Source organism: Streptomyces sp. NPDC020747 (assembly GCF_044334695.1).
Lineage (GTDB): Bacteria > Actinomycetota > Actinomycetes > Streptomycetales > Streptomycetaceae > Streptomyces.
On the sequence record NZ_JBIRTJ010000016.1, the window covers coordinates 212,459 to 231,184 of the forward strand.

Annotated in this window: 11 protein-coding genes; 8 read left to right on the top strand and 3 right to left on the bottom strand. The window is 71.2% G+C overall.

Going from position 1 to position 18,726, the window contains the following annotated elements; genetic code table 11:
* Positions 1-143 precede the first annotated feature (143 nt).
* On the top strand, positions 144-3,968 hold the full coding sequence (locus ACH4YP_RS35985) for an AAA family ATPase (RefSeq protein WP_398495090.1): 3,825 nt from the start codon (positions 144-146) through the stop codon (positions 3,966-3,968).
* 262 nt (positions 3,969-4,230) lie between these two features.
* Complete coding sequence (locus ACH4YP_RS35990; RefSeq protein ID WP_361065656.1) at positions 4,231-5,649, top strand: sugar porter family MFS transporter; 1,419 nt, start codon at positions 4,231-4,233, stop codon at positions 5,647-5,649.
* 155 nt (positions 5,650-5,804) lie between these two features.
* Here ACH4YP_RS35990 and ACH4YP_RS35995 read toward each other — a convergent pair whose 3' ends face one another.
* Positions 5,805-6,779, bottom strand: coding sequence for an LLM class flavin-dependent oxidoreductase (locus ACH4YP_RS35995; protein WP_398495092.1), 975 nt, complete (start codon positions 6,777-6,779; stop codon positions 5,805-5,807).
* Positions 6,780-7,105: 326 nt separating this feature from the next.
* On the opposite strand from ACH4YP_RS35995, the gene ftsY reads away from it, so the two are divergent.
* Complete coding sequence (gene ftsY, locus ACH4YP_RS36000) at positions 7,106-8,317, top strand: signal recognition particle-docking protein FtsY (protein ID WP_361065651.1); 1,212 nt, start codon at positions 7,106-7,108, stop codon at positions 8,315-8,317.
* Between the two features lie 275 nt (positions 8,318-8,592).
* Here the strand turns inward: ftsY and ACH4YP_RS36005 are convergent, their stop codons facing one another.
* Positions 8,593-9,246, bottom strand: a complete 654-nt coding sequence (locus tag ACH4YP_RS36005) for a bifunctional DNA primase/polymerase (RefSeq protein ID WP_361065648.1) — start codon at positions 9,244-9,246, stop codon at positions 8,593-8,595.
* 438 nt (positions 9,247-9,684) lie between these two features.
* Between ACH4YP_RS36005 and ACH4YP_RS36010 the strand changes: the two genes are divergently transcribed.
* From ACH4YP_RS36010 to ffh, 5 genes are all read left to right on the top strand, one after another.
* A complete protein-coding gene (locus ACH4YP_RS36010; RefSeq protein WP_398495095.1) occupies positions 9,685-11,160 on the top strand; it encodes a hypothetical protein in 1,476 nt (491 codons plus the stop codon).
* 312 nt (positions 11,161-11,472) lie between these two features.
* On the top strand, positions 11,473-12,813 hold the full coding sequence (locus ACH4YP_RS36015) for an ammonium transporter (RefSeq protein WP_361065642.1): 1,341 nt from the start codon (positions 11,473-11,475) through the stop codon (positions 12,811-12,813).
* Complete coding sequence (locus ACH4YP_RS36020; RefSeq protein ID WP_361065639.1) at positions 12,810-13,148, top strand: P-II family nitrogen regulator; 339 nt, start codon at positions 12,810-12,812, stop codon at positions 13,146-13,148. The genes ACH4YP_RS36015 and ACH4YP_RS36020 overlap by 4 nt, the downstream gene beginning before the upstream one ends.
* A 25-nt stretch (positions 13,149-13,173) precedes the next feature.
* On the top strand, positions 13,174-15,621 hold the full coding sequence (locus ACH4YP_RS36025) for a [protein-PII] uridylyltransferase (protein ID WP_398495097.1): 2,448 nt from the start codon (positions 13,174-13,176) through the stop codon (positions 15,619-15,621).
* A 208-nt stretch (positions 15,622-15,829) separates the two neighbouring features.
* Positions 15,830-17,383 (top strand): signal recognition particle protein, encoded by a 1,554-nt coding sequence (gene ffh, locus ACH4YP_RS36030; protein WP_361065633.1) that lies wholly within the window; start codon positions 15,830-15,832, stop codon positions 17,381-17,383.
* A gap of 369 nt (positions 17,384-17,752) precedes the next feature.
* Here the strand turns inward: ffh and ACH4YP_RS36035 are convergent, their stop codons facing one another.
* Positions 17,753-18,622 (bottom strand): SAM-dependent methyltransferase, encoded by an 870-nt coding sequence (locus ACH4YP_RS36035; protein WP_361062283.1) that lies wholly within the window; start codon positions 18,620-18,622, stop codon positions 17,753-17,755.
* Positions 18,623-18,726 lie beyond the last annotated feature (104 nt).

Genomic DNA, 18,726 nt, shown 5'->3' on the forward strand with positions numbered 1-18,726 from the left:
TTGCAAGGGACGCTTCGGCGTCCCTTCTTTCTTGCCCCCGCGCACCCTTTCACTGTCTTTAACGTTTGGTGTGCCCTGCATGTTCAAGGGTGAAACCGCGCGTTCGTGGAGCGAGACCCACCCGGAAGGTAGAGTCCGGCTGCGTGCACCTCAAGGCCCTGACCCTGCGCGGGTTCAAATCCTTCGCCTCGGCGACCACGCTGCGGTTCGAGCCGGGCATCACCTGCGTCGTGGGCCCCAACGGCTCGGGCAAGTCCAATGTCGTGGACGCCCTCAGCTGGGTCATGGGCGAGCAGGGCGCCAAGTCGCTGCGCGGCGGCAAGATGGAGGACGTCATCTTCGCCGGCACCACCGGGCGGCCCCCGCTCGGCCGCGCCGAGGTGTCCCTGACCATCGACAACTCCGACGGCGCGCTGCCCATCGAGTACGCCGAGGTCACCATCACGCGGATCATGTTCCGCAACGGCGGCAGCGAGTACCAGATCAACGGCGACACCTGCCGGTTGCTGGACATCCAGGAGCTGTTGTCCGACTCCGGCATCGGCCGCGAGATGCACGTCATCGTCGGACAGGGCCAGCTCGACTCCGTCCTGCACGCCGATCCGATGGGCCGCCGCGCCTTCATCGAGGAGGCCGCGGGCGTCCTCAAGCACCGCAAGCGCAAGGAGAAGGCGCTGCGGAAGCTGGACGCGATGCAGGCCAACCTCGCGCGCGTGCAGGACCTCACGGACGAACTGCGGCGCCAGTTGAAGCCGCTGGGCCGGCAGGCCGCCGTCGCCCGCCGGGCCGCCGTGATCCAGGCCGACCTCCGCGACGCCCGCCTGCGGCTGCTCGCCGACGATCTCGTACGGCTGCGGGGCGCGCTCCAGGCCGAGGTCGCCGACGAGGCCGCGCTCAAGGAGCGCAAGGAGTCGGCCGAGGCCGAGCTGAAGAAGGCGCTCCAGCGCGAGGCGATGCTGGAGGACGAGGTACGGCGGCTCACCCCGCGTCTGCAGCGGGCGCAGCAGACCTGGCACGAACTGTCGCAGCTGGCCGAGCGGGTGCGCGGCACTGTCTCGCTGGCGGACGCGCGGGTCAAGAGCGCGACCGCCCAGCCGCCGGAGGAGCGGCGCGGGCGCGACCCCGAGGACATGGAGCGCGAGGCCGCCCGGATCCGTGAGCAGGAGGCCGAGCTCGAAGCGGCCCTGGAGGCGGCCGAGCGGGCCCTGGAGGACACCGTCTCGCACCGGGCCGACCTGGAGCGCGAACTGGCGGTGGAGGAGCGGCGCCTGAAGGACGTGGCCCGCGCCATCGCGGACCGCCGCGAAGGTCTGGCCCGGCTGAACGGGCAGGTCAACGCGGCCCGTTCGCGTGCCGCGTCCGCCCAGGCGGAGATCGACCGGCTCGCCTCCGCCCGCGACGAGGCGCAGGAACGGGCCGTCGCCGCCCAGGAGGAGTACGAGCAGCTCAAGGCCGAGGTCGACGGCCTGGACGCGGGCGACGAGGAACTCTCCGAGCGGCACGAGACGGCCAAGCGCGCCCTCGCCGACGCCGAGTCCGCCCTGACCGAGGCCCGCGAGGCGGCCACCGCGGCCGAACGCAAGCGCGCCGCCACGCAGGCCCGCCACGAGGCCCTGTCCCTGGGCCTGCGCCGGAAGGACGGCACGGGGGCGCTGCTCGTGGCGAAGGACCGGCTGACCGGTCTGCTGGGCCCGGCGGCGGAACTGCTCTCCGTCACACCCGGCCACGAGGTCCCGGTCGCGGCCGCCTTCGGAGTGGCGGCGGACGCGATCGCGGTGACCAGCCCGTCCGCGGCGGCCGACGCCATCCGCCTGCTGCGCAAGCAGGACGGGGGACGGGCGGCGCTGTTGCTGGCGGGGGCGCCGGAGCCGGCGGGCGGGTACCCAGCCCCGGGATCCTCGGCCGGTCGCGGCCCGCGGAGTCCGGTGACGTCGGCGGGCGGAGGCGGTGCGGGACCGGGCGGCGCCGGAGGCCGTGGCGTGGAGGGGCCGTCGGACGCCGAGGGCGTCGCCCGGCAGGACGGTACCGGTGACGATCTCGTCGGCGCGTGGCCCCCGGGGGTGCCGGACGCGCCCGCCGCTGGGGCCGCCCCCGGCGACGTATCAGGCGGGCAGTCCGCCGGGGGAGCCGGTGAGCTGTCCTCCGGCGGAGAGCCGGACCGCGGTGGTCCGCGGTTCGCCGCCGATCTCGTCCGTGGGCCCTTCGATCTCATGCCCGCCGTACGGAGGTTGCTGCGGGGCATCGTCGTCGTCGGGACGCTGGAGGACGCCGAGGATCTCGTCTACTCCCGGCCCGAGCTGACCGCGGTGACCGCCGAGGGGGACCTGCTCGGGGCGCACTTCGCCCAGGGCGGTTCCGCCGGGGCGCCGAGTCTGCTCGAAGTACAGGCGTCCGTCGACGAGGCGGCGGCCGAGCTGGAAGAACTGGGCGTGCTGTGCGAGGAGTTGACCGAGGAGCAGCACCGGGCCGCTGAGCTGCGCAGGGAACGGACCGCTCTCGTCGAGGAGTTGGGTGAGCGGCGGCGGGCCGGTGAGCGGGAGAAGTCCCAGGTCGCCCAGCAGCTCGGGCGGTTGGCCGGGCAGGCGCGGGGCGCCGCCGGAGAGGCCGAGCGGAGCACCGCGGCGGCCACCCGTGCGCAGGAAGCCCTCGAACGGGCCGTCCAGGAGGCGGAGGAGCTGGCCGAACGGCTCGCCGTCGCCGAGGAGATGCCGTTCGAGGAGGAGCCCGGCACCTCCGTACGGGACCGGCTCGCGGCCGACGGGGCCAACGCCCGGCAGACCGAGATGGAGGCCCGGCTCCAGACGCGTACGCACGAGGAGCGGGTCAAGGGGCTTGCCGGGCGGGCCGATTCGCTGGACCGGGCCGCGCGGGCCGAACGTGAGGCACGCGCGCGTGCCGAGCAGCGCAGGGCGCGGCTGCGGCACGAGGCCGCCGTCGCCGGGGCCGTCGCCTCCGGTGCGCGGCAGCTGCTCGCGCACGTCGAGGTCTCGCTCGCCCGGGCGGACGAGGAGCGCACGGCCGCGGAGCGCGCCAAGGCGCGGCGTGAGCAGGACCTCGTCGTCGCCCGCAACGAGGGCCGCGACCTCAAGGCCGAGCTCGACAAGCTCACGGACTCGGTGCACCGCGGCGAGGTCCTCGGGGCCGAGAAGCGGATGCGGATCGAGCAGCTGGAAGCCAAGGCGCTGGAGGAGCTCGGGGTCGAACCGGCGGGGCTGATCGCGGACTTCGGGCCCGACCAGCTCGTACCGCCCTCGCTGCCCGCCGAGGGCGAGGAGCTGCCGGAGGATCCGGAGCACCCGCGCAACCAGCCCCGGCGCTTCCACCGTGCCGAGCAGGAGAAGCGGCTCAAGTCCGCCGAACGGGCCTACCAGCAGCTGGGCAAGGTCAATCCGCTCGCGTTGGAGGAGTTCTCCGCGCTGGAGGAGCGCCACAAGTTCCTCAGCGAGCAGCTGGAGGACCTGAAGAAGACGCGTGCCGATCTTCTTCAGGTGGTGAAGGAGGTCGACGAGCGGGTCGAGCAGGTCTTCACCCAGGCGTTCTGGGACACGGCGCGCGAGTTCGAAGGGGTCTTCGGCCGGCTGTTCCCGGGTGGGGACGGGCGGCTGATCCTCACCGATCCCGACAACATGCTCACCACGGGTGTCGACGTGGAGGCGCGGCCGCCGGGGAAGAAGGTCAAGCGGCTGTCGCTGCTGTCCGGTGGCGAGCGGTCGCTGACCGCCGTGGCCATGCTCGTGTCGATCTTCAAGGCGCGGCCCAGCCCGTTCTATGTGATGGACGAGGTCGAGGCGGCGCTGGACGACACGAACCTTCAGCGGCTGATCAGGCTCATGCAGGAGCTGCAGGAGGCCTCGCAGCTGATCGTGATCACGCACCAGAAGCGGACGATGGAAGTCGCCGACGCGTTGTACGGCGTGTCCATGCAGGGGGACGGTGTTTCCAAGGTGATCAGTCAGCGGTTGCGGTAGCAGTGGGCGGTCGTCTTCCCATGACCAGGCAGTTTTGACGGCTCGCCTCTAATTCTTCAAGAGTTGAACACATCTTCGTCATCTCGGGCCTCATTGCTCACAGCTATGCCCTCTTGACTTCGGGAATTGAAGGCATAAGGTCGACGGCGTTGCTTTTACCTTCAGGCGGTGGGCGGCGTAAACGTGTGCGCCACTGGAAACACCGTCCTGAAGGGCTCGCCCCCACCCCCGGCAGTGAGGCCGGTGGCCCGAGGAGTCACACGTGACCAGCACAGCGCAGCCACCCCCGTCAGGAGCCCGAGCGGCTCATCCCGAACATCTCGGGCACGTCATCTTCATCGCGGCGGCGGCCGCGATGGGCGGTTTCCTCTTCGGTTACGACAGTGCCGTGATCAACGGCGCCGTCGAGGCCATCCGGGACCGCTACGACATCGGCTCCGCGGCCCTGGCCCAGGTCATCGCCATCGCGCTGATCGGTTGCGCGATCGGCGCCGCCACCGCGGGCCGGATCGCCGACCGCATCGGCCGCATCCGCTGCATGCAGATCTCGGCCGTGCTGTTCATCGTCAGCGCCGTCGGGTCCGCGCTGCCCTTCGCCCTGTACGACCTGGCCTTCTGGCGGGTCATCGGCGGCTTCGCCATCGGTATGGCCTCGGTCATCGGCCCGGCCTACATCGCCGAGGTCGCCCCCGCCGCGTACCGCGGACGGCTCGGCTCCTTCCAGCAGGCCGCGATCGTCATCGGCATCGCCATCTCGCAGCTGGTCAACTGGGGCATCCTGAACGCCGCGGGCGGCGACCAGCGCGGCGAGATCATGGGCCTGGAGGCCTGGCAGGTCATGCTCGGCGTCATGGTCGTCCCGGCCGTGCTCTACGGGCTGCTCTCCTTCGCGATCCCCGAGTCGCCGCGCTTCCTGATCTCCGCGGGCAGGGACGAGCGCGCCCGTGAGGTACTGCGCGAGGTCGAGGGCGACAGCATCGACCTTGACGCCCGCGTCGCCGAGATCGAGCACGCCATGAAGAGCGAGCACAAGTCGGTCTTCAAGGACCTGCTCGGCGGGACCTTCTTCTTCAAGCCGATCGTCTGGATCGGCATCGGCCTCTCGGTCTTCCAGCAGTTCGTCGGCATCAACGTCGCGTTCTACTACTCCTCGACGCTGTGGCAGTCCGTCGGCGTCGACCCTTCCGAGTCGTTCTTCTACTCGTTCACGACGTCGATCATCAACATCGTCGGCACCGTGATCGCCATGATCTTCGTCGACCGGATCGGCCGTAAGCCGCTCGCGCTCATCGGCTCCGTGGGCATGGTCATCGGGCTCGGCCTGGAGGCCTGGGCCTTCTCCTTCGACCTCGTCGACGGCAAGCTGCCCGCCACCCAGGGCTGGGTCGCCCTGATCGCCGCCCATGTGTTCGTGCTCTTCTTCGCCCTCTCCTGGGGTGTCGTCGTCTGGGTCTTCCTCGGCGAGATGTTCCCGAACAAGATCCGCGCCGCCGCCCTCGGCGTCGCCGCCTCCGCGCAGTGGATCGCCAACTGGGCCATCACCGCGAGCTTCCCGTCGCTGGCCGACTGGAACCTCTCCATGACCTACGTGATCTACACGGTCTTCGCCGCGCTCTCCATCCCGTTCGTGCTGAAGTTCGTGACGGAGACGAAGGGCAAGACCCTGGAGGAGATGGGTTAGGCCGTCGGGCCGCCGCGGCTCGCGCAAGCCCTGGCGGCTCCCCGAACTCGGGGAGATGGGCCAAGTCCCCGCTGCCCCTCTCCTCGTACCCGTAGGACGTACTGCCCCGGTTGGGCCCCCGAAGATCCGTCCCAGGATCCGCAGGAGCTAGGGCCCTAGTGGCCCTTGAGTCGGGGCAGTACGTTCTCGCAGAACAGGTGCATGCTGCGCCAGCCCTCGTCGATCGGCATCCCGCCGGACAGCGGATGCAGTACGTAGCTGTCGAGGCCCTGCGTCAGACACTCGTCCGGCGTAAGGATCCGGTAGACGCCCTCGGCGCGCAGCTCGTCGACCGTCGTGGCCGCCGACCGCACCGCCGAGCGGATGTCGGAGGACTGCCAGGAGGCGTACGTCCTCGCCTCGTGCAGGAAGTGCTCGCCGTGCTCGGCCCAGACGCGGTCCGGGTCCTCGGCCAGGTGCAGCAGCGGGGTGACCGCCGAGGGCATCATGGTCCAGCCCTCCTTGCCGTACTCGACCAGCCGCTCCTTGTAGTAGGCCTCCAGCTCCGGAAGATGCGCGCTCGGGAAGAACGGCAGACCGAGCCGGGCCGCGCGGCGGGCCGCCGCCTTGGAGGAGCCGCCGACCAGCAGCAGGGGGTGCGGATCCGAGAAGGGGCGCGGTGTGACCCGTACGGTACGGCCCTGGTACTCGAACTCCTCGCCGGTCCACGCCTTCAGCAGCGTCTCCAGGAGCTCGTCCTGGAGACGGCCGCGGCGCTTCCACTCCACGTCGAAGATCGCGTACTCCTCGGGCCGGTAGCCGATCCCCGCGACCGTGATCAGCCGGCCGCCGCTCAGCAGGTCGAGTACGGCGATGTCCTCGGCCAGCCGCAGTGGATCGTGCAGCGGGCCGATGATCGCCGAGACGGTGACCGCGATGCGCCGGGTCGCGCCGAAGACCGCGCCCGCGAAGGTGAACGGCGAGGGCAGCCAGTTGTTGTCGACGCCGTGGTGCTCCTCGGTCTGCACGGTGGTCATCCCGCGGTCGTCGGCGTAAGTCGCCATCTCCAGCGCGGCCTTGTAGCGGGCGCTGAGCGAGGCGGGTGTCGCGCCGGGCTCAACGAGGTTGAAACGTACGACCGTTGCGGGCATGGGAAAGTCCCCCTTCGCCGAGTCGGGTGGGGTGCCGGTGGCGTTGGTGCAGGGGGACCGTAACTGACGGATCATCAGACGGCCAGAGTGCGAGCAACGGCCGGCCGGTGGCGAGAGCGCGTCACGGCCAACCTCATGGGCCGTGACACGCCCCGAGGACGCTGTGCGCACCCTGACGCGTCCGACACCGGGTGCGTTGTGACTCCGCCCCCGAGGGGCGTCCGGCCGACGCGAGGTCGGGCGGCGGGCCGGGCCGGCCCGTAGGGCACGCAGCCCTGCGCGGGCAACGAACGGCCGGGTGAGAGGTCACGCATACTGGACGCGTTATGGAAATCGTCATCCTTGCTGTAGTCATCGCCGTGGTCGTGATCGGCGCGCTCGGCGGGCTTGTCATCGGCAGTCGCAAGCGGAAGCAGCTGCCCCCGTCGCCCCCCGCCGCCCCCGACATCACCGCTCCGCCGGCCGAGCCGCATATCGGCGACGAGGCCGAGACGCCGCGCGACGAACCGCGCCGCACGATAGAGGAGGTGGATCTTCCGGACGGCTCGGCGGCCGGGCCGGTCGCCGTCGACGAGCCCGCGCCGGTGGTCGAAGCACCCCCGGTCGAGGTCCCGGAGCCGACCGAGGGCCGCCTGGTGCGGCTGCGCGCCCGCCTCTCCCGCTCGCAGAACGCGCTCGGCAAGGGGCTGCTCACGCTCCTCTCGCGCGAGCACCTCGACGAGGACACCTGGGAGGAGATCGAGGACACGCTGCTCACCGCCGACGTCGGCGTGCAGCCCACCCAGGAGCTGGTCGAGCGGCTGCGCGAGCGCGTGCGGGTGCTCGGCACGCGGACCCCCGACGAGCTGCGGTCCCTGCTGCGCGAGGAACTGCTCACCCTCCTCGTGCCCGACTTCGACCGCACCGTGAACACCGAGTCCGGTCTGGACACCCCGGGCATCGTGATGGTCGTCGGGGTCAACGGCACCGGCAAGACCACCACCACCGGCAAGCTCGCGCGCGTGCTCGTCGCCGACGGCAAACACGTGGTGCTCGGCGCGGCCGACACCTTCCGTGCCGCCGCAGCCGACCAGCTGCAGACCTGGGGCGAGCGCGTCGGCGCCCGCACCGTGCGCGGCCCCGAGGGCGGCGATCCCGCGTCCATCGCCTTCGACGCCGTGAAGGAAGGCATCCAGGAGGGCGCGGACGTCGTGCTCATCGACACCGCGGGCCGGCTGCACACCAAGACCGGTCTCATGGACGAGCTCGGCAAGGTCAAGCGCGTCGTCGAGAAGCACGCCCCGCTGGACGAGGTGCTGCTCGTCCTGGACGCCACCACCGGCCAGAACGGCCTGGTCCAGGCCCGGGTCTTCGCCGAGGTCGTCGACATCACCGGCATCGTCCTGACCAAGCTCGACGGCACGGCCAAGGGCGGCATCGTCATCGCCGTCCAGCGTGAACTGGGCGTCCCCGTCAAGCTCGTCGGCCTCGGCGAGGGCGCGGACGACCTGGCCCCGTTCGAGCCGGAAGCGTTCGTGGATGCCCTTATCGGAGAGTGACGTCCCGTACGAGAGGTACGTACGCGAGGAAGGGCCCCACGCCATGGTGCAGATGGAGTGGGGCCCTTCCGTATCGGTAGGTCCGCGAGGGCGGGCCCGTACCGACGGGGCTAGGGCCCTTCTGATGGATCTCCGTGGGAGAAGGAGCGGCGGTCGGTGCGTGCGATCGGCGTGCGGTGTGGAGGGTCATGTGGCGGAGCCACCTGGCCCTTCGCGCCGTGCGGCGAGCGTGCGTGCCAGGCGTCGCGACGCCGCGGAGATCCATCAGAAGGGCCCTAGGCGCGCGAGCGGTGTGCCACGTACGCCAGTGTCCCCAGCAGCAGCCGGGCCGCGGGCGGCTTCGTGGCCGAGTCGAGGGCGGGGGAGCGGAGCCAGTGGACCGGGCCGAGGCCGGCGCGGTCGGAGGGCGGGGCCGTGATGTACGTGCCGGGGCCCAGGCCGTGCAGGTCGAGCGCGGCGTCGTCCCAGCCCATGCGGTAGAGCAGCTCGGGCAGTTCGGCCGCGGCGCCGGGGGCGACGAAGAAGTGGGCGCGGCCGTCCGGGGTGGCGGCCACGGGGCCCACCGGGAGCCCCATGCGTTCGAGCCGGACCAGGGCGCGGCGGCCGGCCGGCTCGGCGACCTCGATGATGTCGAAGGCGCGGCCCACGGGAAGCATCACCGCGGCGCCGGGGAACTCGCCCCAGGTGCGCGTCACTTCGTCGAGTGTGGCACCGGCCGGGACGACCGGGGCGAAGTCCAGGGGATGCGCGCCGGGTGCCGGGCAGTCGGCCCGGCCGCACGAGCAGGATCCCGCGGCGGTCCGGGCGCCGGGCGCCACGTCCCAGCCCCAGAGGCCGGTGAACTCGGCCACGGCCGTGCACTCCGAGGAGCGGCCGCGGCGACGAGAGCCGGACCGGATTTCGCGGATGCCGCCGATCGTGAAGCCCATGCCCCCTCCAACGGGTCCGGCGTGCCGGTGGTTACGTGACGGAACGGATCCGTAACTCTCTGTTCCCGGCGCTGTGCGGTTCATGCGGCGCCCGGTGGTGTCACGGGTGGTGCGTCCGGCATCGCGCGCCCCGGCGTGCATCGCTCCGCCCACTCCCGGCCGTCATGTGTCAAGTGAATCGCGTACAGGCTGCCGGGAGTTCATTCGAAGGGGTGGCGAATGGTGGCGTTTCCGGGATCGCCATGGCTGGAGGGGTGATCGTAGGATTACCGTGTGTGCACGGGTCCTGGGGACGCATGCACTCGCGGGTATGCCGGAGGCAACTCGGCTTCTCGTTCGATGGGTGAGAACCACCGGACGGACGACCATATGTACCGGCATTCTGGTAGGGCTTGGCGCACACAGCGCACAAGTGGGTTGAGGGATGGGGGCGTTCCAGTGGGCGGCAACGGCGGAGGCGGGACGACTGCTGACAAGCGCCCCAACGAGCTGTTGGGCTCGTGGTTCGTGCGCAGCGGTTGGTCCAAGGGTGAGCTGGCGCGTCAAGTGAACCGCAGAGCGCGCCAGTTGGGAGCCAACCACATCTCGACGGACACCTCGCGGGTCCGCCGCTGGCTGGACGGCGAGAACCCCCGCGAGCCCATCCCGCGCATCCTCTCCGAGCTGTTCTCCGAGCGCTTCGGCTGTGTCGTGGCCGTCGAGGACCTGGGCCTGCGCGCCGCGCACCAGTCACCGTCCGTGTCCGGCGTCGACCTGCCCTGGACCGGTCCGCAGACCGTCGCCCTGATCGGTGAGTTCTCGCGCAGCGACCTGATGCTGGCCCGGCGCGGCTTCCTCGGCACGTCACTGGCGCTCTCCGCGGGCCCCTCACTGATCGAGCCCATGCAGCGCTGGCTGGTGCCCAGCCCCGTCACCCCGCGTGAGCAGCCCGAGTCCGCCGCCGCCCTCCGCCGCCCCGGCCGGCTCTCCCAGCCCGAGCTCGACCTCCTCGAATCCACCACGGTGATGTTCCGCCAGTGGGACGCCCAGTGCGGCGGAGGCCTGCGCCGCAAGGCGGTCGTCGGCCAGCTGCACGAGGTGACCGACCTCCTCCAGGAGCCCCAGCCCGAGGCCACCACCAGGCGTCTGTTCAAGGTCGCCGCCGAGCTGGCCGAGCTGGCGGGCTGGATGAGCTACGACGTCGGGCTCCAGCCGACCGCCCAGAAGTACTTCGTCCTCGCCCTGCACGCCGCGAAGGAAGCCGCCGACAAACCGCTCGGCTCGTACGTCCTCTCCAGCATGAGCCGCCAGATGATCCACCTCGGCCGGCCCGACGACGCTCTGGAACTGATCCACCTCGCCCAGTACGGAAGCCGCGACTGCGCGAGCCCCCGAACGCAGTCCATGCTGTATGCGATGGAGGCCCGGGCCTACGCCAACATGGGGCAGCCCGGCAAGTGCAAGCGAGCCGTCCGGATGGCCGAGGACACCTTCGGCGACGCGGTCGAGTTCGACGAGCCCGAGCCCGACTGGATCCGCTTCTTCTCCGAGGCCGAGCTGCACGGCGAGAACTCCCACTCCTTCCGCGACCTCGCCTACGTCGCGGGCCGCAGCCCCACGTACGCCTCGCTGGCCGAGCCCATCATGCAGAAGGCCGTGGACCTCTTCGAGAAGGACACCGAGCACCAGCGTTCGTACGCACTCAACCTCGTCGGGATGGGCACGGTGCACCTCCTGAGGCGGGAGCCCGAGCAGAGCACCGTCCTGGTGCGTGAAGCCCTCAAGGTCGCCAAGAAGGTGCGCTCCGAGAGGGTCAACACTCGTATCCGAAAAACCGTCGACACGGCTGTACGCGATTTCGGGGATCTCGCCGCCGTGGTGGACCTGACCGAGCAGCTCGCCATCGATCTGCCCGAGACCGCCGAGGCGGTCTGACCCCAGTACCCCGGCCGTGGCCGCCGTCCTTAACAGCCCGACTCGGCTCCCCCATGCCAGGTCATCGGACGGCCGGCCGCGGCCGGTTCCATACCCTCGGTGAAGGTTGCGCCACGATAACGATCGCGCGGACCGACATCAGCCAGTTCATCGAGGCGTAACACACAGGACCTCTTCGTCACTGCGGCGAAACATCGAGGGGCGCCGGTCGAAACCGCGCTGCGCCAATCTCTGGCGCATAACCGGCCCACCCCTCATAACCGCTCATGGCTTCGCCCGCACGGGGCCGTACCAAACGACGAGGAGACGCCGATGGCACCAGCCATCACGCTTGCCGCAGACGCTCCCACGCTGTCTGCCGCCAACACCGGGTTCATGCTCATCTGTTCCGCCCTGGTGCTGATCATGACTCCCGGACTCGCCTTCTTCTACGGAGGCATGGTCCGGGTCAAGAGCACCCTGAACATGCTGATGATGAGCTTCATCAGCATGGGGATAGTCACCATCCTGTGGGTGCTCTACGGCTTCTCACTCGCCTTCGGCACCGACTCGGGCAGCATCATCGGCTGGTCCTCGGACTACGTGGGCCTCAGCGGAATCGGCATCACGCAGCTCTGGGACGGCTACACCATCCCGATCTACGTCTTCGCCGTCTTCCAGTTGATGTTCGCGATCATCACGCCCGCCCTGATCAGCGGCGCCGTCGCGGACCGTGTGAAGTTCACGGGCTGGGCGCTGTTCGTCGCCCTGTGGGCCACGGTCGTCTACTTCCCGGTCGCGCACTGGGTCTGGGGCGCCGGCGGCTGGGCCTTCGAGCTCGGCGTCATCGACTTCGCCGGTGGTACGGCGGTCCACATCAACGCGGGTGCCGCGGCACTCGGTGTGATCCTCGTGATCGGCAAGCGCGTCGGCTTCAAGAGGGACCCGATGCGCCCGCACAGCCTGCCGCTGGTCATGCTCGGCGCCGGTCTGCTGTGGTTCGGCTGGTTCGGATTCAACGCCGGCTCCTGGCTCGGCAACGACGACGGCGTCGGCGCGCTGATGTTCATCAACACGCAGATCGCCACCGCCGCGGCCATGCTGGCCTGGCTCGCCTACGAGAAGATCCGCCACGGCGCGTTCACCACGCTCGGTGCCGCCTCCGGCGCGGTCGCCGGTCTGGTCGCCATCACCCCGTCGGGTGGTGCGATCTCCCCGCTCGGCGCGATCGCCGTCGGTGCCATCGCGGGCATCCTCTGCGCCATGGCCGTCGGCCTGAAGTACAAGTTCGGCTACGACGACTCGCTCGACGTCGTCGGAGTCCACCTCGTCGGCGGTGTCGTCGGCTCCCTGCTGATCGGCTTCTTCGCCACCGGCGGCGGCCAGTCCGACGTCGCGGGCCTCTTCTACGGCGGCGGCCTCGACCAGTTCTGGAAGCAGTGCGCCGGTGTCTTCGCGGTCCTCGCCTACTCCCTCGTGGCCTCCGCGGTGCTCGCCTTCCTGATCGACAAGACGATCGGGATGCGCGTCTCCGAGGACGACGAGATCGCGGGCATCGACCAGGCCGAGCACGCCGAGACCGCATACGACTTCAGCGGTGGCGGCGGCGGCGCGTCCTTCAGCGCCGCATCCTCCCCGGCCCAGGGCACCCCGGCCAAGAAGGTGGACGCATGAAGCTCATCACCGCCGTCGTGAAGCCCCACCGGCTCGACGAGATCAAGGAGGCCCTCCAGGCCTTCGGCGTTCACGGTCTGACGGTCACCGAGGCGAGCGGCTACGGTCGTCAGCGGGGTCACACCGAGGTCTACCGCGGTGCCGAGTACACCGTCGACCTCGTCCCCAAGATCCGTATCGAGGTGCTGGTCGAGGACGACGACACCGAGCAGCTGCTCGACGTCATCGTGAAGGCGGCCCGTACCGGCAAGATCGGCGACGGCAAGGTCTGGTCCGTCCCGGTCGAGACGGCGGTCCGGGTCCGGACCGGCGAGCGCGGACCCGACGCGCTGTAGGCAGAACAAGAACAGGAGCCACTGGGTGACGAGTACGGACGTGCGTACGGAAGCAGAGGACTCGGGACCCAGCGGCTATGCGGCGGCCCGGCTGCGCCTCCTCCAGGAGGAGGCGCGGTCCGGGCCGCCGCGCCGTGCGGCCCTCGCCGAACTGACCGACGACTGGCTGTCCGGTCTGTTCGACGCGGGCGCCGACAAACTGCGCGGCATCTCGCTCGTCGCCGTCGGCGGCTACGGCCGCGGCGAGCTGTCCCCGCGCAGCGACCTCGACCTGCTGCTTCTGCACGACGGCAGCGCCGACCCGGGCGCGGTGGCCTCCCTCGCCGACCGCATCTGGTACCCGATCTGGGACCTCGGCCTCGACCTCGACCACTCCGTCCGTACGCCCGCCGAGGCACGCAAGACGGCGGGCGAGGACCTCAAGGTCCAACTCGGGCTGCTGGACGCCCGGCACCTCGCGGGCGATCTCGGCCTCACCGCCGGACTGCGCACGGCCGTCCTCGCCGACTGGCGCAACCAGGCGCCGAAACGTCTCCCCGAACTCCAGGAACTGTGCGCCGAACGCGCCGAGCGCCAGGGTGAGCTGCAGTTCCTCCTCGAACCCGACCTCAAGGAGGCCCGCGGCGGCCTGCGCGACGCCACCGCGCTGCGCGCCGTCGCCGCCTCCTGGCTCGCCGACGCCCCGCGCGAGGGCCTCGCCGACGCCCGCAGGCGCCTCCTCGACGTCCGCGACGCCCTGCACCTCGCCACCGGCCGAGCCACCGACCGCCTCTCCCTCCAGGAGCAGGACCAGGTCGCCGCCGAACTCGGCCTGCTCGACGCCGACACACTCCTGCGCCAGGTGTACGAGGCCGCCCGCGTCGTCTCGTACGCCAGTGATGTCACCTGGCGCGAGGTGGGGCGCGTGCTGCGGTCGCGCGCCGTACGGCCGCGGCTGCGCGCCATGCTGGGCGGCGGCAAGCCGACCGCCGAGCGTTCACCGCTGGCCGAGGGCGTCGTCGAGCAGGACGGCGAGGTCGTTCTCGCCCGCGCCGCCCGCCCCGACCGAGACCCCGTACTGCCGCTGCGCGCCGCCGCCGCGGCCGCCCAGGCGGGCCTGCCGCTCTCCCTGCACGCCGTGCGCCGCATGGCCGCCGGGGTCCGCCCGCTGCCCACGCCCTGGCCCGCCGAGGCCCGAGAGCAGCTCGTCACGCTGCTCGGCTCGGGCCCCTCGACCATCGAGGTCTGGGAGGCCCTGGAGGCGGAGGGCCTGATCACCCGGCTGCTGCCCGACTGGGAGCGGGTCCGCTGCCGCCCGCAGCGCAACGCCGTCCACATCTGGACCGTCGACCGCCACCTGATCGAGACGGCCGTCCGCGCCGCGGAGTTCACCCGCCGCGTCCACCGCCCCGACCTGCTGCTCGTCTCCGCCCTGCTGCACGACATCGGCAAGGGCTGGCCCGGCGACCACTCCGTGGCCGGCGAGATCATCGCGCGGGACGTGGCCGCCCGGATCGGCTTCGACCGCTCGGACGTGGCCGTACTCGCCACCCTCGTACGCCATCACCTGCTGCTCGTCGAGACGGCGACCCGGCGCGACCTGGAGGACCCGGCCACCGTGCGTTCGGTCGCCGAGGCGGTCGGCTCGCAGGGCACGCTGGAGCTGCTGCACGCGCTCACCGAGGCGGACGCGCTGGCCACCGGGCCCGCCGCCTGGTCCTCGTGGCGGGCCTCCCTCGTCGCCGACCTGGTCAAGCGGGTCTCCGCCGTGCTCGCCGGGGACACCCCCGAGGAGCCCGAGGCCGCCGCGCCCACCGCCGAGCAGGAGCGGCTCGCCATCGAGGCGGCCCGCACCGGCGGACCCGTGCTCGCGCTGCGCGCCCAGACCGAGCCGCCCACCGAGGAGCCGTCCGGCGACCCGGAACCCCTCGGTGTGGAACTGCTCATCGCGGTACCGGACCAGGAGGGCGTCCTGCCGGCGGTCGCCGGCGTCCTCGCCATGCACCGGCTCACCGTGCGGACGGCGGAGCTACGGGCGCTGGAGCTGCCCGACGGCGTCTCCGGCTCCGTGTTGCTCCTCGACTGGCGGGTCGCCGCCGAGTACGGCTCACTGCCGCAGGCCGCCCGCCTGCGCGCCGATCTCGTACGCGCCCTCGACGGCTCCCTCGACATCGCCGGACGCCTCGCCGAACGGGACGCCGCGTATCCGCGCAGGCGGGGCATCGTGGCGCCGCCGGCCCGGGTGTCCGTGGCCTCCGCGGCATCCCGGCTGGCCACGGTCATCGAGGTGCGTGCCCATGACGCGCCTGGACTGCTGCACCGGATCGGGCGGGCGCTGGAGGAGGCTCAGGTGCGGGTCCGCAGCGCGCACGTGTCCACGCTGGGGGCGAACGCGGTGGACGCGTTCTATGTGACCGGGCCCGAAGGGGCGCCGTTGCCCGGAGAACAGGCGGCTTCGGTCGCGCGGGCGCTGGAGGACACGTTGCGGGAGTGAGTGTTCCGTCGGCAGGTGGTTCGACGGCCGCGGGCCGGCCGTGGCGGGTCGCGCCCATGCGGCGGAGCCGCACAATGTCACCGCCCGCGCCCCTGAAGGGACTCCGCGACCGGAACCTGTGACGGGGTGGAGACCCTTACTGGCGCGGACAGATACCCTGGAGGGCGGACCTGCCCCCCTGCCCCCTACTTGAGGATTCGCGACCGCCGTGTTCGACACTCTCTCCGATCGCCTCGCAGCGACATTCAAGAACCTTCGCGGCAAGGGGCGCCTGTCCGAGGCGGACATCGACGCCACCGCGCGCGAGATCCGTATCGCCCTGCTGGAAGCGGATGTCGCGCTGCCGGTCGTGCGGGCCTTCATCAAGCAGGTCAAGGAGAGGGCCGTCGGGGCCGAGGTGTCCCAGGCCCTGAACCCCGCCCAGCAGGTCATCAAGATCGTCAACGAGGAGCTCGTCGGCATCCTCGGCGGCGAGACCCGGCGGCTGCGCTTCGCCAAGCAGCCGCCGACCGTGATCATGCTCGCGGGTCTGCAGGGTGCCGGTAAGACCACGCTCGCCGGAAAGCTCGGCAAGTGGCTCCAGGGCCAGGGACACGCCCCGCTGCTGGTCGCCTGCGACCTCCAGCGCCCGAACGCGGTGACCCAGCTGAGCGTCGTCGCCGAGCGCGCCGGGGTCGGCGTCTACGCCCCCCAGCCGGGCAACGGCGTCGGTGACCCGGTCCAGGTCGCCAAGGACTCCATCGAGTACGCGAAGCAGAAGCAGCACGACGTCGTCATCGTCGACACCGCCGGCCGCCTCGGTATCGACCAGGAGCTGATGCAGCAGGCCGCGGACATCCGCGACGCGGTCTCGCCCGACGAGATCCTCTTCGTCGTCGACGCGATGGTCGGTCAGGACGCGGTCAACACCGCCGAGGCCTTCCGTGACGGCGTCGGCTTCGACGGCGTGGTCCTCTCGAAGCTCGACGGCGACGCCCGCGGTGGTGCCGCGCTCTCCATCGCGCACGTCACCGGCCGCCAGGTCATGTTCGCCTCTAACGGCGAGAAGCTGGACGACTTCGACGCGTTCCACCCGGACCGCATGGCGTCCCGCATCCTCGGCATGGGCGACATGCTCACGCTGATCGAGAAGGCCGAGCAGACCTTCTCGCAGCAAGAGGCCGAGCAGATGGCCGAGAAGCTGGCCTCCAAGAAGGGCCAGGACTTCACGCTCGACGACTTCCTGGCCCAGATGGAGCAGGTCAGGAAGATGGGCTCCATCTCCAAGCTGCTCGGCATGCTCCCCGGCATGGGCCAGATCAAGGACCAGATCAACAACCTCGACGAGCGTGACGTCGACCGTACGGCCGCGATCATCAAGTCGATGACCCCGGCCGAGCGCCAGGACGCGACGATCATCAACGGCTCGCGCCGCGCCCGTATCGCCAAGGGTTCCGGTGTCGAGGTCAGCGCGGTCAAGGGCCTGGTCGAGCGGTTCTTCGAGGCCCGCAAGATGATGTCCCGCATGGCCCAGGGCGGCGGCATGCCGGGAATGCCCGGGATGCCGGGCACCGGTGGCGGCGCCGGCCGCGCGAAGAAGCAGCCCAAGAAGGCCAAGGGCAAGCAGCGCTCCGGCAACCCGATGAAGCGCAAGCAGCAGGAGGAAGAGGCCGCCGCACGCCGCGAGGCCGCGGGCCAGGCCGGCGGCGCCTTCGGCCTCCCGGGCGGCCAGCAGCCGCAGGACTTCGAACTCCCCGACGAGTTCAAGAAGTTCATGGGCTGACGACTTTCCGGTACGAGACTGGGGGCGCCCTTCTTCGGAAGGACGCCCCCAGTGTCGTTTGTGCGGGTGCCGGGTGCCGGGTGCCGGGTGCCGGGTGCCGGTGCGGGTCGTGTGTGGCTGGTCGCGCAGTTCCCCGCGCCCCTCAAAGACGGGGCTGAGCCCCGCTTCCCCGGCATGCCCGATCCCCTTCAGCCCGTCCGGCGTTCGAGGACGAGGCCGTTCAGGCCGATTGCCCACCCACCCCCACCCCCACCCACCCCCAGCCCGTCCGGCGTTTGAGGACGAGCGCGTCAGCGCGATGCGGGGGTCTGGGGGCGCCGCCCCCAGGGATGGGACGGGTAGGGGCGGCGGGGGCGAGAAAAGCCCCCGTCAGGGCGTACGCGCGATCAGGTAGCGGAAGATGTTCGGCATCCACACCGTCCCGTCCCGCCGCTGATGCGGATGCAGCGCCTCGCGGACCTCCTTGTCGACCTGAGCCGGATCCGTGGCAGCGACGGCGGCGTCGAACAGCCCCGTGGAGAGCAACCCCCGCACCGCGGCGTCCACATCGGCATACCCGAATGGGCAGGCGACCCGCCCGGACCCGTCGGGCCGAAGCCCGGCCCGCTGAGCGACCTCCTCCAGATCGTCCCGAAGGGCAGGCCGCCAACTCCCCGCCCCCCGCAGCGGATCCGCCAGCTTGGTGGCGACCCGCAGCACCGAGGCGGTCGCGCACCGCTCCGGCGGCCCCCACCCCGCGATCACCACAGGAACCCCCCGCCCCACAAGCGGACGCGCCCCCGCCAGCAACTCACCCAGCCCTTCGGAGTCCCCGCCCGCGCACCCGATCGGCTCGAAGGCCGTCACCAGGTTGTACGCGGCCGGCCCCGAGTCACCCGCGCCGGACGCGAGGTCCGCCGGCTCACCGTCGACCAGCCGAGTACCGGCACGCGCACGCGTGCCCCACGCCTGGGGCAGCAACCGCTCCCGCGCGAGAGCCAGCCGCTCGGGCGCGCGGGCATCGACACCGGTGACCCCGGCACCTCGGGAGGCCGCCATCAACAGCGCGAGACCGGATCCGCAGCCGAGCCCCAACAGCCGGGTGGCAGCGCCCACTTCGAGCCGCTGGTACACGGCCTCGTAGAGCGGGACGAGCATCCGTTCCTGAATCTCGGCCCAGTCACGCGCGCGTGCCCACGGATCCACCCGGGGCGCGGTCCCCGCGCGAGGTAGGTGATGCCGCACGAGCGTAGGTGTCATCGAAAGCGCCCCAATCCGCCGAGAGTTGCTTCTTGTGCCCCGTTTCTCCGCCCCCGTGCAGTGCGCGCGCACTCCCCCCGTATGCCAGGAAACTCCGCGCTCGT

Bases quoted from the DNA above. Each gene is read 5' to 3' on its own strand.
- ACH4YP_RS35995 (WP_398495092.1), bottom strand. From the start codon at position 6,779: ATGCCCGCAACGGTCGTACGTTTCAACCTCGTTGAGCCCGGCGCGACA.
- ftsY (WP_361065651.1), top strand. From the start codon at position 7,106: ATGGAAATCGTCATCCTTGCTGTAGTCATCGCCGTGGTCGTGATCGGC.
- ACH4YP_RS36005 (WP_361065648.1), bottom strand. From the start codon at position 9,246: ATGGGCTTCACGATCGGCGGCATCCGCGAAATCCGGTCCGGCTCTCGT.
- ACH4YP_RS36015 (WP_361065642.1), top strand. From the start codon at position 11,473: ATGGCACCAGCCATCACGCTTGCCGCAGACGCTCCCACGCTGTCTGCC.
- ACH4YP_RS36020 (WP_361065639.1), top strand. From the start codon at position 12,810: ATGAAGCTCATCACCGCCGTCGTGAAGCCCCACCGGCTCGACGAGATC.
- ACH4YP_RS36035 (WP_361062283.1), bottom strand. From the start codon at position 18,622: ATGACACCTACGCTCGTGCGGCATCACCTACCTCGCGCGGGGACCGCG.